The 16,653-nt window shown below is 44.2% G+C and carries 16 protein-coding genes; all 16 read right to left on the reverse strand.

Going from position 1 to position 16,653, the window contains the following annotated elements; all coding sequences use genetic code 11:
* Nucleotides 1-29 precede the first annotated feature (29 nt).
* The 16 genes from trxA to AC6H04_RS10285 all read right to left on the reverse strand — a co-directional run bounded on the left by trxA (nt 30) and on the right by AC6H04_RS10285 (nt 16,652).
* Complete coding sequence (trxA, locus tag AC6H04_RS10210; RefSeq protein ID WP_098825691.1) at nt 30-347, reverse strand: thioredoxin; 318 nt, start codon at nt 345-347, stop codon at nt 30-32.
* A 74-nt stretch (nt 348-421) separates the two neighbouring features.
* Nucleotides 422-2,779: an endonuclease MutS2 gene (locus tag AC6H04_RS10215; RefSeq protein ID WP_497571570.1), complete on the reverse strand. Its 2,358-nt coding sequence runs from the start codon at nt 2,777-2,779 to the stop codon at nt 422-424.
* Between the two features lie 71 nt (nt 2,780-2,850).
* Nucleotides 2,851-3,144, reverse strand: a complete 294-nt coding sequence (gene zapA, locus AC6H04_RS10220) for a cell division protein ZapA (protein WP_497571571.1) — start codon at nt 3,142-3,144, stop codon at nt 2,851-2,853.
* A gap of 121 nt (nt 3,145-3,265) precedes the next feature.
* Nucleotides 3,266-3,598, reverse strand: a complete 333-nt coding sequence (locus AC6H04_RS10225) for a DUF1292 domain-containing protein (RefSeq protein WP_098825697.1) — start codon at nt 3,596-3,598, stop codon at nt 3,266-3,268.
* An 11-nt stretch (nt 3,599-3,609) separates the two neighbouring features.
* A complete protein-coding gene (gene ruvX, locus AC6H04_RS10230) occupies nt 3,610-4,047 on the reverse strand; it encodes a Holliday junction resolvase RuvX (protein WP_497571611.1) in 438 nt (145 codons plus the stop codon).
* On the reverse strand, nt 4,047-4,316 hold the full coding sequence (locus AC6H04_RS10235) for an IreB family regulatory phosphoprotein (protein ID WP_089088721.1): 270 nt from the start codon (nt 4,314-4,316) through the stop codon (nt 4,047-4,049). Before AC6H04_RS10235 ends, ruvX begins: the two co-directional genes overlap by 1 nt.
* Nucleotides 4,317-4,459: 143 nt before the next feature.
* A complete protein-coding gene (gene alaS, locus AC6H04_RS10240; protein WP_497571572.1) occupies nt 4,460-7,105 on the reverse strand; it encodes an alanine--tRNA ligase in 2,646 nt (881 codons plus the stop codon).
* A gap of 301 nt (nt 7,106-7,406) precedes the next feature.
* Nucleotides 7,407-8,768, reverse strand: coding sequence for a DEAD/DEAH box helicase (locus AC6H04_RS10245; RefSeq protein WP_497571573.1), 1,362 nt, complete (start codon nt 8,766-8,768; stop codon nt 7,407-7,409).
* A 1-nt stretch (nt 8,769) separates the two neighbouring features.
* Nucleotides 8,770-9,729 carry a DHH family phosphoesterase gene (locus AC6H04_RS10250; RefSeq protein WP_497571574.1) on the reverse strand — a complete coding sequence of 320 codons (960 nt, stop codon included), beginning with the start codon at nt 9,727-9,729 and terminating at the stop codon, nt 8,770-8,772.
* 132 nt (nt 9,730-9,861) lie between these two features.
* On the reverse strand, nt 9,862-10,995 hold the full coding sequence (gene dinB / locus AC6H04_RS10255; protein ID WP_497571575.1) for a DNA polymerase IV: 1,134 nt from the start codon (nt 10,993-10,995) through the stop codon (nt 9,862-9,864).
* 56 nt (nt 10,996-11,051) lie between these two features.
* The gene (yajC, locus tag AC6H04_RS10260; protein ID WP_497571576.1) at nt 11,052-11,441 is read right to left on the reverse strand and encodes a preprotein translocase subunit YajC; all 390 of its coding nucleotides are present in this window, start codon (nt 11,439-11,441) and stop codon (nt 11,052-11,054) included.
* A 107-nt stretch (nt 11,442-11,548) separates the two neighbouring features.
* Nucleotides 11,549-12,691, reverse strand: coding sequence for a tRNA guanosine(34) transglycosylase Tgt (tgt, locus tag AC6H04_RS10265; protein ID WP_497571577.1), 1,143 nt, complete (start codon nt 12,689-12,691; stop codon nt 11,549-11,551).
* A 72-nt stretch (nt 12,692-12,763) separates the two neighbouring features.
* Nucleotides 12,764-13,798: a tRNA preQ1(34) S-adenosylmethionine ribosyltransferase-isomerase QueA gene (queA, locus tag AC6H04_RS10270; RefSeq protein ID WP_497571578.1), complete on the reverse strand. Its 1,035-nt coding sequence runs from the start codon at nt 13,796-13,798 to the stop codon at nt 12,764-12,766.
* A 13-nt stretch (nt 13,799-13,811) separates the two neighbouring features.
* Nucleotides 13,812-14,825 carry a Holliday junction branch migration DNA helicase RuvB gene (ruvB, locus tag AC6H04_RS10275; RefSeq protein WP_497571579.1) on the reverse strand — a complete coding sequence of 338 codons (1,014 nt, stop codon included), beginning with the start codon at nt 14,823-14,825 and terminating at the stop codon, nt 13,812-13,814.
* Between the two features lie 29 nt (nt 14,826-14,854).
* Complete coding sequence (gene ruvA / locus AC6H04_RS10280; RefSeq protein ID WP_497571580.1) at nt 14,855-15,454, reverse strand: Holliday junction branch migration protein RuvA; 600 nt, start codon at nt 15,452-15,454, stop codon at nt 14,855-14,857.
* 178 nt (nt 15,455-15,632) lie between these two features.
* The gene (locus tag AC6H04_RS10285; RefSeq protein ID WP_497571581.1) at nt 15,633-16,652 is read right to left on the reverse strand and encodes a lysylphosphatidylglycerol synthase transmembrane domain-containing protein; all 1,020 of its coding nucleotides are present in this window, start codon (nt 16,650-16,652) and stop codon (nt 15,633-15,635) included.
* Nucleotide 16,653: the final 1 nt, after the last annotated feature.

Below are 16,653 nucleotides of genomic sequence, written 5' to 3' on the forward strand. Positions count from 1 at the left end.
TTTTCATGTACCGCAAGCTGAGCTTTTAACTAAGCTTCAACGTATTGTGACAGTAATTGCTTCAGTTGATCCTTACTGTGGTAGCCAACGATCGTATCCACTACCTGACCATCTTTTTTTACAAGAAGGGTTGGGATACTCATAATACCGAATTTTTGTGGTGTATCTGGATTGGCATCAACATCCATTTTATTAAATGTCACGTCATCCATTTCACTAGATAGTTGTTCAACTACTGGTGATTGCATACGGCAAGGGCCGCACCAAGTTGCCCAAAAATCAGTTAGTGTAACACCCTTCGATGTATCGTCTTCAAAAGTTTTATCTGTCGTTTCTGCAACAGCCATAAAACAATCCCTCCTTTATTTGTTTACCTTTAGTAAGTGTATCAGATTTTCTCAAAAGAACAAGTATTTAGCGTTTAAAGCTTAACGATGGTTGACCCATCACCACCAGCATTGGCCGGTGAAAACCCAAAGGACTTGACCCTTGAATTGGACTGCAGGTATTCTGTGACTCCTTTTCGCAGTGCACCGGTCCCTTTCCCGTGAATGATAGTGACTGACGGATAGCCGGCTAAGAGCGCTGAATCAATAAAACGATCGACTTCCGCCATGGCTTCTTCGTACCGGTGTCCCCGTAAGTCCAAGGTCGGTGATACGCCATTGGAACGGGTTCGGGTAACCGTAGCCCGTGGCTTGGACGCTTGTTTTTCTGGTGCAGCGCGTTCCAGATCAGTATCCTCAATTTTCATCTTTAAAATGCCCATTTGGACTTCAAAATGATGATCATCAATTTTATCCATAATCACACCGCGTTGACCATAGGAACGTACCACGACTTCATCACCGATTTTAAAGTTGTGGCGCTTCTTTTCGCGGTTTAAGATCCGGTTCTTTTTCAGGCGTTGATCCTGCTGTAGGGCGTTAATTTGACCTTTAGCATCGATCAACTGATCTTCCTTGATCACCGTCTTACCAGCTTTAAGCTGTTTTTTACGGATATCTTTGATGATCTCATCCGCACGTAACCGCGTCTTTTCTACCAGTTTATTTGCATCATCCTTAGCCGATTCCATCAGTTGATCTTTTTGCTTAAGATAACCATCGAACTTGGCTTTCAGATCTTTTTCCAGCTGTTCAGCTTCCGCCAAGTTTTTAGCAGCAGCCTCGGCATCTAAATCAGCCTGACGTTTTTGAGCCGTTAAATCGGCAATCATATTATTCAGATCTTGGCTATCATCGTCGGTCAGGCTTCGAGCCTCATCGATAATGGTAGCTTCAAGTCCCAAACGAGTGGCAATTTCCAGTGCATTACTACGTCCCGGAATCCCAATCAGCAAGCGATACGTTGGTTTCAAAGTTTCGTTATCGAACTCCATGCTGGCATTGATCGTTTCTGGTCGATTATAACCGTAAGCCTTTAATTCAGGATAGTGGGTCGTCGCGATAACTTCACTGCCCATGGCACCAATTTTATCCAAAATGGCCATGGCCAGCGCTGCCCCTTCTTGCGGATCAGTCCCGGCACCCAGTTCATCCACCAGAATTAAACTGTGTTCACTGGCAGCACCCAATATCGACACGATATTTTCAATGTGAGATGAAAAGGTACTTAAATTCTGCTCGATCGATTGCTCATCACCGATATCAGCAAACACTTCGTCAAATAAACCAACCTGTGAGTGCTCATCCGCGGAAATAAACAAGCCAGACTGCGCCATCAGTTGGGTCAGACCAACCGTTTTAAGCGTGATGGTTTTCCCACCGGTGTTAGGCCCAGTAACAATGATTGCCTTATACTCCTTACCTAAGACAATATCGTTAGCAACCACTTTTTTAGGATCAATCAAGGGGTGTCGTGCCTGACGCAGTGCAATTTGGTTGTCTGGTGACAAAATAGGCTCTGTCGCCTTTAAATCGTGCGCATAACGCGCCTTTGCGTTAACAAAGTCCAAGTGTCCCAAAACCGTTGCGTTATTTTGAATATCTTCCTGATAGGGCCGAAGTAAATTGGATAATTCCAATAAGATGCGACGCTCTTCTTGCCGCTCAGCGATTTGCGATTCGCGCAACTGGTTGTTTTTACTAACCACCGATTCGGGCTCAATATACAGCGTTTGCCCACTGGCACTTTGATCGTGAACGATACCACCGAAGTGTTGCTTATACTCCGCTTTTACGGGCAACACGTACCGGTCATCACGAATCGTCACCAATGTATCACTCAAATACTTGGCGTTTTTACCCCGAGTATATCCTGCCATCTGATCACGGATCGTGCCTTCAAAATTATTGATTTGCCGCCTAATCCGGCGTAATTCTGGTGACGCTTCATCAGTCAAGCGCCCGTTATCTTCCAAGGAGACGCTTAAACGACGACTGACATCGGGTAAATGAACCAACCGTCCGACCACATCGTACAAGCGTCGCAGTTCAACGGGACGCTGGTTTAAATCATCAAAGAAACGAATCACTGATTGAACTGTTTTTAGAACTTGACTGATTTGAGCCAGTTCGGTTCCGCTCAGTGTACCTTCAATCGCCAGTCGTTTTAAGTGCGGACTGACATCGGCTAGCTTAGGAATCGGGATGCCGCTTTCCAGTCGGTAAATATCCGCTCCATCTTTGGTTTCATCAATCTGTTCTTGAACCCAGTCAATATCACTGCTAGGTTCTAATTTTTTTAACTCGGCATCACCCGCAGCAGAAACCAGATACTGCCTTAACTGCTGCTTGATTTGGTCATAGGCCATTGTTTTATAAATTTTGTTATTCATCGTTAACTCCCATAACTCAAATGCTGTTGTAACTCATGATGCTTACTGAAATCCGTTAAACAGTTTTAAAGCTAGGACTCAGAAGAACTTGTTCGATCATCATCCTGATCCTGCTTTTTTAAGCGATCATAAGCTTCGGTTTTCTCTAATTGATCGGATATCGCGTTGAAAGCTAACAAAATCGAAGCCTCCTCTTTACTCATATCAGGCGCCAATTTTTTTAACTGAGCAAGCTGCTTATTCATTAAATCAGTAACAGCTTGCATATGAGCTTCCGTTCGATTACCAACAATCGTGTAACTTTGACCATCAATGACCGCTTTGAAGCGTCTGCGGGCCGGTTGTGTTTTTTTAGCATTGTCCAAAAAAGTTCACCTCCATAATGGCGATTAAACTCATTTAGCCGCTGACCCGAACGGACCAGCGGCTAAATGAACGAGGATGATATCAGACTTTAACCTGTCATACCACCTCACTAATACTCATCTACTTAGGATCTGGTACTCCCCAGTCTTGATCAGAAGCATCAGTACCGCCACCATTCAAGAAGGTGTTCAGCATTGACTCAACCATATCCCATTCATCATCGTTTTCGATTGGAATCAAATCGCCGCCTTGTGGATCAGCAGGATCATCTCCATCAGCAAGCTGGTAAGCTTGAATATCCACTTCTTCGTCGTCTGCTTTACCAGCCGGATAAAGTAAAATGTAAGATTTGTTGTAGTCAGGTGACTTAAACGTAAACAGAACGTTGTATAATTCTTCGTTGCCGTTTTCGTCCACCATTGTAATTTGTTGTTCGTCGTTGTTTTCACTCATGTTAGTCTGCCTCACTTTTCTTTTGTTAAAGGGCCTTTGCGATCCAAGTAGTTCTGAAGAATCAAGCTGGCTGCTAGTTTATCGATGACTTGCTTACGTTTTTTACGCGAAGTATCTGCTTCTTCCACTAACATTCGTTCAGCCTCAACGGTCGTTAACCGTTCATCCTCAAAATCAACTGGTAAATCAAATGTTTGTTTCAGTAATTCTCCATAATCTTGAGAAGCCTGAGCTCTGGGTCCCAGCGTGTTGTTCATATTCTTCGGCAATCCTAAGACGAAGCCGGTCACTTCATAATGCTTAACCAGTTCCTTCACTCGGTCAATGCCAAACTGTTTTTCATCTTCATTGATCCGAATGATCTCAATACCCTGCGCAGTCCACCCGAGCATATCACTCACCGCAACTCCGACAGTTCTTGAACCTACATCTAATCCCATTAATCTTATCACTTAGTAGCCGTCCCATTCTCATTTAGGTAGAAGCGAACCAATTCTTCAATGATTTCATCGCGCTCATGCTTACGAATCAAATTCCGGGCGTCGTTGATACGGGGAATATAAGCCGGATCTCCGGATAACAGGTACCCGACGATCTGATTAATTGGATTATACCCCTTTTCTTCCAACGCTTGGTACACTGTCACCAATGTCTCATGAACATCTTTCGGCTTCTTATCACCGAAATCAAAATACATGGTTTTATCTAACGTACTCATGATCACACCTCCACCAATGCTATTTGTTCTTATTTTACCTAATATGGCCAAGAACGACAATGGTTGTGGAGCGTTGTAATTGGAATGAAATATATTGAGCAGCAATTGAACGCTTTTCAACCTAGTAAGTAAAGTCTAACACGTTAGCCTAAATTTGACAGCCATTTTGCAGCTTCAGTCATGGCATCCTGCAAACCTGCAGGGTTCTTGCCGCCAGCCTGTGCGAGGTTTGGCCGACCACCGCCACCACCATTAATTTTTGGTGAAATTGCTTTAATTAGGTCACCCGCTTTAACGCCGGCCTTAATGGTATCGTCACTGACCGCCACGATCAAGTTAGCCTTTTCGCCAACTTCAGCGCCTAAAACCAAGACGTCTGACAATGCCTTTTGACGCCAAGTATCGGCTAGCTGACGCAACTGATCCATGGATGACACTTGAACTACCCCGGTGATCAGCTTTTTATCATTAATATCTTGAACGTTATCAAAGATGGCACCAGCCTGTTGACTGGCAAGTTTAGCTTCCAAACTGTCCGCTTTATTCGACAACGTTTTAATTTGTTCTTGGAGCTGCTGAATCTTTGTAGGGACATCTTCAACTTTTTGTGACTTCAACGTTGCAGCCGCATTGGTTAAAATTTGGTCGTGCTTTTCAAGGTATTCGTAAGCGTCGCCAGCAGTGACTGCTTCGATTCGTCGAGTACCCGCACCGATACCGGTTTCCGAAGTGATCTTGAACAGACCGAGTTCGTTTGTGTTCTTCACGTGAGTTCCACCACAAAATTCGATGGAGAAGTCACCCACTGAAACCACTCGCACTTTATCGCCGTACTTATCACTAAACAGTGCAATGGCGCCCATCTTCTTACCAGTTTCTTGATCGGTCACCGTAGTGGTTACGGGAATCTCCTCAAAAATTTTCTCATTAACGATGGCTTCTACCTTGGCAAGATCTTCTTCAGTAACTTGACCAAAGTGGGTAAAATCAAACCGCAAATAGTTCGGTTCAACCAGTGAACCGGCTTGTTGCGTATGACCACCAAATACGTTTCTCAGTGCTTGATCCAACAAGTGAGTTGCCGTATGGTTTTTCTCGACCTTACTGTGGAAATGAGCGTCAACTTTAAGGGTCATCTGATCGCCAACTTTAATACCGCGGTGCAGCTTCAAAGTGTGCAGGTTTTGGCCATTAGGAGCATGCTGCACGTCTTCAACGGTGGCAATTAAATTGCCGTTTTCATCTAAAACGTCACCCTTATCAGCCACTTGGCCACCCATTTCAGCGTAGAACGGTGTCTTATCAAAAATAACCTGCGCAATTTCGCCTTCAGTGGCATCAGTTAATTCGCCATCAGCTACGATGTCCGTAATCTTAGCGTTCTCAACTTCTAACTGTGTGTAACCGACGTATTCACTTGGTGACTTAACACCAACCAAAACATCAGATTGGACACCCATTGAGTTATCAGTGTTACGAGCTTTACGGGCACGGTCCCGTTGTTTCTTCATTTCGGCTTTAAAGCCCTCTTCATCCACCTTGATATTTTCATCGAAGGCGTATTCACGAGTCAGTTCAACTGGGAAACCGTAAGTATCGTACAGTTTGAAGGCCTCGGCACCATCAATTTCGGACTTGCCATTCTTCTTGGTTTCAGCAATTAACGAATTCAGTAGGTTTAAGCCGTCAGCCAACGTTTCGTTGAAGCGATCTTCTTCGGACTTCACCACTTGGGCAATGTAATCACTGTTTTGCAGTACTTCTGGATAGTAAGCTTCCATTGCTTCGCCAACGACCGGTACCAGTTTGTAAAGAAAGGCACCATTGATGCCTAACTTCTGACCGTTAACAACTGCTCGACGGATCAAACGACGGATAACGTAGCCACGACCTTCGTTTGAAGGTAAGGCACCGTCACCGATTGCAAACGTGATTGCCCGTGCATGATCAGCGATCACCTTGAAGGAAACATCCAACTTGTCATCCTGGCCGTACTTTTTACCCTCACTGTAGGATTCAGTAGCGTGAATCATTGGTAAGAAGAGGTCAGTTTCAAAGTTGGTTTTAGCGTTTTGGAAAATGGAAACTACTCGTTCCAAGCCCATCCCAGTATCAATGTTCTTTCGTGGCAATGGCTTGTATGAGCCATCTGGTTCGTGGTTGAACTGTGAGAACACGATGTTCCAGACTTCCAAATAACGTTCGTTTTCGCCGCCAGGATAGTTTTCAGGGTCATCCTCAGCCAAGTTATTGAAAGATTGGCCACGATCATAGAAAATTTCACTATCTGGACCTGAAGGACCCTCACCGATATCCCAGAAGTTATCTTCTTGTTCCACGATGTGGTCTGGTGCAACACCGACTTCTTCCCAGCGCTTCTTAGTGGCATCATCTTCTGGATAAACAGTGATATACAACTTTTCTGGATCCCAGCCGAACCATTCATCAGACGTCAATAATTCCCAAGCCCAAGCAATGGCATCGGTCTTAAAATAATCACCAACTGAAAAATTACCGAGCATTTCAAACAAGGTATGGTGTCGCGCAGTCCGGCCAACATTTTCAATATCGTTCGTCCGAATAGACTTTTGAGAACTGGTCATCCGCGGGTTCTTTGGTACAACTGACCCGTTAAAATAGTTCTTCATGGTGGCAACACCTGAGTTGATCCAAAGTAAAGTTGGATCATCAACGGGTACTAGTGAGGCACTAGGCATGATTGTATGACCTTTGGATTTGAAGAAATCCAGATACATCTGACGAATTTCACTACTGCTTAATTTTTTCAATGTCTTTCTCCTTTTTAAAATAATAAAACACCGCTGCTAGTAAAGACGCCATAGACGCGGTACCACTTTACTTGCAACGATGTTTGATCGTTTACCTCTTAAGGCTCAATGCGCTGAGCAACGGTTATTCAATTCTTTACGGGGGAGCACTTAGCATGGGAATCGTTTTTCGCATCACCCAAAACGTTTCTTAAAAATCCATCCGCCAAGCATATCCTCGCAATTAATACGCATATTAGTATACATTTTTTACAAAATTCATGCAACCTGCTTTGTTCTATCGCTAAAACAAGTTTGCAGCTTATTTGTAACGCTGTGATGATGCTTTTTTGTTCTTTCGATTGGTGCGGTTCTTTTGACGCATTTCCACCCGGTGTTCAAACCATTGTTCCTTAGAAATCGCCTTCTTGATGCTCTTCTTGTAACCAGGCTTAACGGTTCTCTTTTTCTTCTGAATCTTACCCGCTAATGAGCCAGAAATCTTCTTTGCTCGAGGACCGCGCTTCTTACGTCGGTTGCGGTCAAAGGAATCAACGATCTCACCATTCTTAATTTGTTTAGGCTTAAATACGATTCCCATGTCTTCGAGTTCCTGAATCTGTTCTTCTTCTTCTGGCGTGTAAAAGGTGATTGCCGTTCCAGACATGCCTTTCCGACCCGTTCGGCCGACCCGGTGAATGAAATAATCTAGATCATCAGGAATACCGTCATTGATCACGTGAGAAACACCATCAATATCAATCCCTCGGGCGGCTAAATCGGTAGCAACCACAAATTGGAAGTCGAGGTTTTGAATTTCACGCATCACACGTTTACGCTGTCGGGCAGGCACGTCACCGTGAATGACGGCAACCTTCAAGTCTTGTGCTTTAAGGTAATCCGCAATTTCAACTACCCGCTGTTTGGTGTTAGCAAAAACTAACGCCAAATAAGGTTCACCCATGGTCAACAGTTGATAGATCAACTCGTTCTTTGAATGCCCCTTTGTTGGCAGCAACCAGTTATCAATGGTTGGACTAATCACCGACTTAACGGGGATTTCTTCTACCACTGGATTTTCCATGTACTTCCTCAAGAATGGGCGTAATTTAGCAGGAATCGTTGCTGAAAAGACCATCATTTGCAAGTGTTCAGGCATTCTTGCCGCAATTTGGTCAACATCAGCTAGGAACCCTAAATCAAGGGTCATATCCGCTTCATCCACAACAAATTGAGTAGCCGTATGAACATCCAGCGCCCCGTTTTTAATTAAATCACGAATTCGTCCCGGTGTTCCAATGACTAATTCGGGCTGTTCGCGTTCCAGCTTTTCAATTTGACGTTTCTTATCTGTACCACCGACATAGTTACCAATACGAATGGGCTGAGGACTATGCTTAGCCAATTGCTTCGCATCCCCATAAATTTGATAAGCCAATTCACGGCTAGGTGTTGTGATCACTGCTTGAACTTCGTGTGTTTCTGGATCTAATGCATTAAAAATAGGTAGCAGGAAAGCGTGGGTCTTCCCACTCCCTGTTTCTGACTGACCAATGACACTTTTTCCAGCACGAATTACGGGAATCAATTTTTCTTGAATCCCCGTTGGTTCTTTAAAACCGAGTTCTGCCACTGCCTCATTTAAAAAGGGCTTTAAACCGAACTCTTCAAAGGTTTGACTCATGTTATTCTCCTTGTTTTGACAATAGGGCATCTAGTTCTTTAACGACTTGCTTGATTTCATCATCGTCGTGAGCCACAGCACCGCTGGCTAAGGCGTGTCCGCCGCCACCGTGTCGCTTAGCTAATTCATTAATGGCTGGACCTTTCGACCGTAACCGAATCCGGTAAGTATGGTCTTTTGATTCCACAAAAATTGCCCAAGCGGCAACTTCCTTCAGTCGGCCAGGTAACGGCACGACTGAACTAGTGGATTCATCACCTAATTCGAAAGGTTCCAATACTTCATCACTCAGTTTAATGTAGGCTGCACCACTAGGTAAAATGGTGAGGTTTTCGTAGACGTAAGCTGATAATCGCGCCAGCGGAATTGAAATTTCGTCTTCTTTTTGGTTAACATCACTGGCTGAAAAATCAAATTGCATCAACTCGCCGGCTACTTTCATGGTATGCGTCGAAGTCGACGGGTACATAAATCGGCCCGTATCTCCAACGATCCCAGCATATAACACTCTGGCAGCTTCAGCGGTACACGTTAACTCAGGCTGCATCGCAGTATAAAAATCGAAGACTAACTCTGACGTACTGGAAGCCTCTGGTGATACCCACATTGGATTGCCAAACTGATCGTCGTTAGGATGATGATCAATCTTAATCAGCTGGTCACCCTTGCTGTACCGATCATCATCAACCCGCGGCTGATTAGCAGTATCCAAAACCAATACTAACGCATCCTTGTACACGTCATCTTCAATTGTGTCCGTCTTCCCTAGCCAATCGAAACCAGGATATTGCTTACCCACCGCATAGATTTTTTTGTCGGGAAAACTCGCTTTTAAAATCCCTGCTAACCCCATCTGAGAACCGATGGCGTCTGGATCTGGCCGTTGGTGTCGATGGATAATAATCGTTTGATGTTGTTTGATTGCCTTTAAGATTTCAGTCTGTGTTTCTTTTAATGTCATGCTGAGTATCACCTTTCAACTCGCTTAGTCGTCTTATCAGTATAAGTTGTCTAGTCACCGAAAGCAAGAAGCCATAACGAATGACTTAAAAATTATTTACCTGTAAATCATAACTCAAATCTGCCTTTTTTGTTAACTATCACGATACTTTTGGCGCTGTTCATGCTCGAATAGGTTTAATGCAATGTTTTCAAACGTTATCGGGGCCAATCCAGTCAGTGTAATTCCAAGCAACCGAACCCCTTCTGAATTTTCCGGCAACGTGTTCATGATTTCCTTAGCCATTTGAGCATAGAGTTGTGGGTCGTTATCTAAAAAATCGGTCTGTGTTGTCCGTTTAGTCTTGGTTTTAAAATCACCATAGCGAATTTTTAATACCAGGGTACGACCGTGCATTTGTTGTTTCTTTACCGTTTCGGCTAACATCGAGGCTAGCTTATCCAACTGAGTATCGACCTCACTACGGGTGGTTAAAAACGGCCAGTAGGTGGTTTCATTTCCAATCGACTTGCGTTCCCGCTGATATTCCACAGGTCGATCATCCGCACCACGAACACGCTGATACAAGATTTCGCCAAAACGACCAAACTTGTTAATTAAATCCAGCTCGTCCCATGCGTACAGGTCCTGGCCCGTGAGAATCTTTAACTCGTGCATTTTGGGGACCGTCTTCTTGCCTACCCCGCGGAACCGTTCAATCGGTAGCTGCATTAAAAAATCGTGGGCATCTTCAGCGTGGATAATGGTAATACCTACCGGTTTGCGGTAATCGGACGCTTCCTTAGCCAAAAATTTACTGTATGAGATGCCGATTGAACTAGTCAAGTGGGTCTGATCCCAAATTTCGGCTTGCAGGCGAACAGCTAGTTCCACTGGATCGGTCATTGCCAGTTTATTTTGAGTCACATCCAGATACGCTTCATCGAATGCGACAGTTTCAATGATATCGGTGTATTCATGAAAGATACGGTGAATTTGATCAGAAATGGCCCGATAATGGTGAAAATTAGGAGTCACAAATACCGCTTTCGGACAAAGCTTTAACGCCTGCTGAGCCGGCATTGCAGAGTGAATACCAAATTTTCTGGCCACGTAATTAGCCGTGGTCACCACTCCGCGTCCACCCGTTTGTCGTGGATCGCGGGAGATCACCAATGGTTGTTTCTTATAGGCGGGTGTGTCGCGTTGCTCGATAGAGGCGTAAAAGGCATCCATATCAACATGCAAGATTTGACGGCTATCATCAACGTGCACCGGATTATCCAAACTAACGCCCCCCTTTACAAAATAAAAAATCTCCCTTGATAAAAGGGAGATAAAAGCTACTTTTCAGCTTTGGTATCATCTGTTGAATCATCAGTTGTTACGTCTGAAGGTGTTTCTTCAGGCGTTTCAGCCTTATCTTCTTCAGTTGGTTCAGCTGGTTTTTCTTCAGCTGCTGCAACGCTAGTTACTTCACTAGCGGCAGAACGTTGGGTCACTGATGCAATGGCATTTAAGTCGAAGACTAAATAAATGCCGTCACAGTCAAGTGTCACTGTCTTAGCTTCCATGTTGATCTCATCGATCACACCGTGAAGTCGACCAATGGTAACAACGTGATCGCCCTTTTTCAGTTGGTTCAACGTATCTTGATGCTTCTTTTGTTGCTTACGTTGTGGCCGAATCATCAAGAAATACATCGCAACGATCATTACCACAATCAACAACATGCTGGAGTAACCCCCAGCGTTCGAGCTTGCTAAAACGTTCAAATTCTTTCACCCACCTTTGTCTACTCTATAATTTAACAAAAATTCGGCTATCAGTCTATCAAATATCAGAAATTTTTAGGATTTGGCTGATTATATCCGTATTCTTCGAAGAAATTAGCCCGAAAATCCAGTAAATTGTCTGCCATGATGGCTTCACGCACTTTTTGCATCAGGTGCAGTAAAAAATATAAATTATGGTAACTGGTTAATCGTAAACCAAAACTCTCATCCGCTTTGAACAAATGCCGGATGTAGGCACGGGTGTAGTTTCGGCAGGTATAACAGTCACATTGATCATCAATGGGCGAAAAGTCGCGAGCGTACTTGGCATTTTTTACCGTTAAACGACCATGACTTGTCATGCAAGTACCACGACGAGCAATCCGTGTTGGCAGCACACAGTCAAACATATCAATGCCACGCATCACACCATCAATCAGCGAATCTGGTGAACCAACGCCCATTAAGTAACGCGGCTTGTTAGTTGGTAGCATGGGTGCTGTAAAATCAAGGACTCGATTCATTTCAGCCTTGGATTCACCCACTGAAAGTCCACCAATTGAATATCCAGGGAAGTCCATGCTGACCAGATCATGAGCGGACTGACGACGCAAATCTTCATACCCAGCTCCTTGAACAATACCGAATAGCCCTTGCCAGTCAGGATTGGCGTGGGCCTTTAAGCCTCGTTCAGCCCAACGGGATGTCCGTTCAACCGAATGTTTAATGTAGTCATAACTCTCAAAAAACGGTGGGCATTCATCCAGACTCATCATGATATCAGGCCCTAAGTCATTTTCAATCTGCATGGCTTTTTCAGGTGACAAGAACATTCTGTCACCGTTAGCAGGGTTCTTGAAGTGAACCCCCTCTTCCGTAATGTTACGGTTTTCAGCTAAAGAGAAGACCTGAAAGCCACCAGAATCAGTTAAAATCGGCTTTTGCCAATTCATGAATTTGTGCAAACCGCCAGCTTCTTTAACCAGGTCTTCCCCTGGCTGAAGCCACAGATGATAGGTATTCGCTAAGATCACACCCGCACCCATTTCATCTAGTTCTTCAGGTGCCAGTGACTTAACGGTTGCTTGCGTTCCTACCGGCATAAACATCGGCGTTGGAAACGTACCGTGGGGTGTAATTAGTTCACCCAATCGGGCACCCGTGTCTTTTTCAGTTTTAATAAGGCGATATTTAATCGCTGGTTCCATATTTGTTCCTCCATATTTAACTAACAACGGCCCCTTGCTATCTATCAACAGCAAAAGGTCGCCGAACAAGTACTATTTAATGAACATCGCATCACCAAAGCTAAAGAAACGATAACGTTCTTCGATGGCGTGCTGATAAGCATTCAAAATGTTATCGCGACCAGTAAAGGCGGCCACTAACATCACTAGTGTCGATTTCGGCAAATGGAAGTTAGTGATAAAGGCATCAACGACTTGCCACTTGTACCCTGGTTTAATGAAGATATCCGTCCAACCAGAATCGGCCTTGATCTCTCCATTAAACTTTGTCCCAATCGTCTCTAACGTCCGAATAGAAGTCGTCCCAGTAGCAACGATGCGCCCGCCGTTTTCACGAACCTCATTCAACGTTTTGGCTGACTCTTCCGACAGTTGGTAAAATTCCGAATGCATCTTGTGATCTTCAATATTCTTTTCGTCTACTGGCCGGAAAGTCCCTAAGCCCACGTGAAGCGTCAAATAAACCAGCTTAATACCCTTATCCTGCACCTTTTGCAACAATTCCTTAGTCCAATGCAGACCAGCAGTTGGGGCAGCAGCAGAACCTGGTGTTTTGGCGTAAACTGTTTGATACCGTTCTGGATCATCCAGTTTCTCTTTAATATAAGGTGGCAATGGTGTTTCACCAAGTTTTTCAAGGATCTCCATGAAGATGCCATCGTAGTGAAATTCGATCATCCGACCACCATGTTCCAGTTCCTTGGTCACCGTAGCGGTTAACAACCCGTCACCAAAGCTGATGACAGACCCCACTCTTATCCGTTTAGCCGGCTTCATCAGTGTCTCCCACTCGTCACCCTTAGTGTTGTGCAGTAACAATACTTCAGCATGACCACCCGTCTCTTCCTTAATACCATAGATTCGCGCAGGCATCACCCGAGAGTTATTCATTACCACAGCGTCGCCGGGATTCAAATAATCAAGAATGTCATAAAAATGCTTGTCAGTCATCTCCCCGGTTTCGTGGTCTAAAACAAGTAACCGTGAGGCATCCCGTTTTTCAATCGGTGTTTGGGCAATCAGTTCGTGTGGTAAATCGTAATCAAAATCTTCCGTCGTTAGTGTCATTATGAAGGTCCTTTCACTTGTTGTCTGGTGTAATCCCAAGGTGTTCATATGCCAGTGGTGTTACCATTCGCCCACGGGCAGTTCGTTTAATAAACCCTTTTTGTAAGAGAAATGGTTCGTACATCTCCGCTACTGTATCGGTTTCTTCCCCAATATTTGCAGCCAACGTATTTAAACCAACTGGTCCACCGTTATAAAAGCGGATCATTGTTTCCAATAATTTAATATCCGTCTGATCCAGCCCCTCGTCATCAACCTGCAGCATTGTCAGTGCCTGTTGAACAATGGACCGATCAATGGAATCGTGATGTTCCGAAACTTCAGCAAAGTCACGGATTCGCTTTAGTAAGCGATTAGCGATTCGTGGTGTTCCCCGAGAGCGAAGTGCAATTTCGTGCGCGCCTTCCTCTTGGATGGGCGAATTTAAGATTCTAGCTGACCGCTTTACAATCTGCTCCAATTCGTCTGTGTTGTAATACGCCATGTGACCCACAATGCCAAACCGATCACGAAGCGGTGCTGACAGTAAGCCAGCCCGGGTAGTCGCACCGATCAGTGTAAAGGGTGGCAGCGGAAAATGAATCGGGTGAGCTGTTGGACCCTGTCCCACAACGATATCAATAAAGAAATCTTCCATGGCAGAGTACAACATTTCTTCCACCACTTTTGGCAAACGATGAATTTCGTCAATAAACAGCACATCGCCTGGATTCAATTCATTGAGCAGTGCCACCAGATCGCCCGTCTTTTCAATTGCTGGTCCACTAGTGGTCTTAATCCCCACCTGCATTTCACTGGCAATGATCATAGCTAACGTAGTCTTACCTAATCCAGGAGGCCCATACAACAGCACGTGATCCAATGCCTCTTCACGCTTTTTAGCGGCACGAATATAAACACTCAGTTCTCGTTTTAAAGCCGTTTGTCCAATGTAAGTCGCCAAACGGCTTGGCCGCAACGACTGTTCAATCGACGTTTCAGCCTCATCTTGTTTGTCGCCCGCAACTATTCGGTCATCTTCAGCCATCTGCTCACCCCCTTCTTATCCCAATTTTTCTACTTTGTTAATAATTTTAGCGCAGCACTTAAATAAGCATCCGTGGTCTGTTCAGGCTCGTTCTGCAACCCTTTTTCAACTCGTTTAATATCTCGATCTTTATAGCCCAGCGCCGCTAGTGCTTCTAAGGCATCTGCCAAAGCAGCGTTATCCGTTGTTGAAATCACCGTCTTTGGTTGGTCAAATAAGCTGTTAGCTGAAAAGTCCTCTAACTTATCCTTCAAATCCAAAACAATCTGCTGGGCGGTCTTTTTGCCAATACCAGGGAATTTAGTGAGATAAGTCACGTTATTTTGACTGATTGCTTCGACAATAGCCTGTTGATCACCATTTGCCAAAATAGCCAGTGCACTCTTCGCGCCAATGCCAGATACGGCTAACAGTTTTTCAAACAGCTGCTTTTCTTTTAACGAACTGAATCCATATAACGTTTGAGCTGTATCGCTAATGGTTTGATGAATATAAATTTTAGTCAAGTTGTCACCAACTTCAAACCTAAAGGGGTTCGCCACCCGAATCAGATAGCCAACTCCGTTAACATCCAACACGATATAAGCAGGTTGAATATCGACAACCTTACCATTTAAATACTCATACATTATATGATAGCTCCAGTTCTATAATTTACGTAAACGTATGTTTGCTTATGAGATTGTAACATGAATAATGGCTGACAGGCAAGGTGGTCTCATAAACTAATAAAACCCGATTTATCAGCTTTGTAAGCCAATAATCAGGTTATCTTTAACGTTTAACGTGGCCTTTAATTCCGCCACCTCAAACTTTTGCTTTAATTTTATCCGGTTTGACCGTCAATGCGATCATACCAGCAAGAATCCCTAAGTAATACGTCAGTAACCGCCAAAGTAACATCGCAAGCACCAACTTACTTGAATTCGTGATATACGAACCAAAAAGTACCGTAAAGGCGTATTCAGCTCCGCCTGACCCACCAGGTATTGGGAAAATTGAAATCACCATCACGATTAAAACGTGCAGAGAAGTGATCATCACAATGTTGGCCTGAGTGTACCCTAGCGAAAGCATAATAAAATACGGCACTAGGTAGTAAAAAACGAGCTGGAAGAAAGTAATCACCACCACTTTCAGCAACAGCTTCCACTGGCCGATTAACTGCACACTTTCCTGATAAAATAAATCAATCTTGGTATCCAACTTAACGATCCAAGCGTTCGTCCTTTCAGCACTAGTAAACCAGCGAACCGGCATCATCACAACGCGCATGGCCTTCTTGGTAAATTGCGGCCAAAACATCACTAAAAATAAACCGACGATCACTGCGAAGTGAATGACAAAACCAAACACCACAAACAGCGATAAGTAACTCATCTTACTGACCATATAATGAAAGCCAATAATCAGAGCGATCAAGAAGTTAATCACGATCATCGCTTGGTAGACAATGAACTTCATTAACAAAATTGAGCTGGCTTTGCCACCATCAATACCGCTTTGAAGCATGGCAATTAATTGAGCTGGCTGACCGCCTGACGAAAAAGGCGTAATGCCATTGAATAACTGCTCGATCAACGGAATTCGCAGCGCGCTTTTAAACGAATACTGTCCCAGCCGTTCATCCGCAAAGACTTTAACCACTAAGCCTTCCAGCATAAAGTACAGCAGCATACAACCAACCGCCACCAACAGCCAACCTTGGTGAATCGTCGTAAAATCACGAATTAATATATTGAGCTTAATGTCCCGTAATGAATAGCCGAAAATCGAAACACCCAGCAATATAATGAGGAACAATGCAATTTTATTGCGTCTCGACATA

It is taken from the genome of Secundilactobacillus sp. MJ173 (assembly GCF_059704265.1).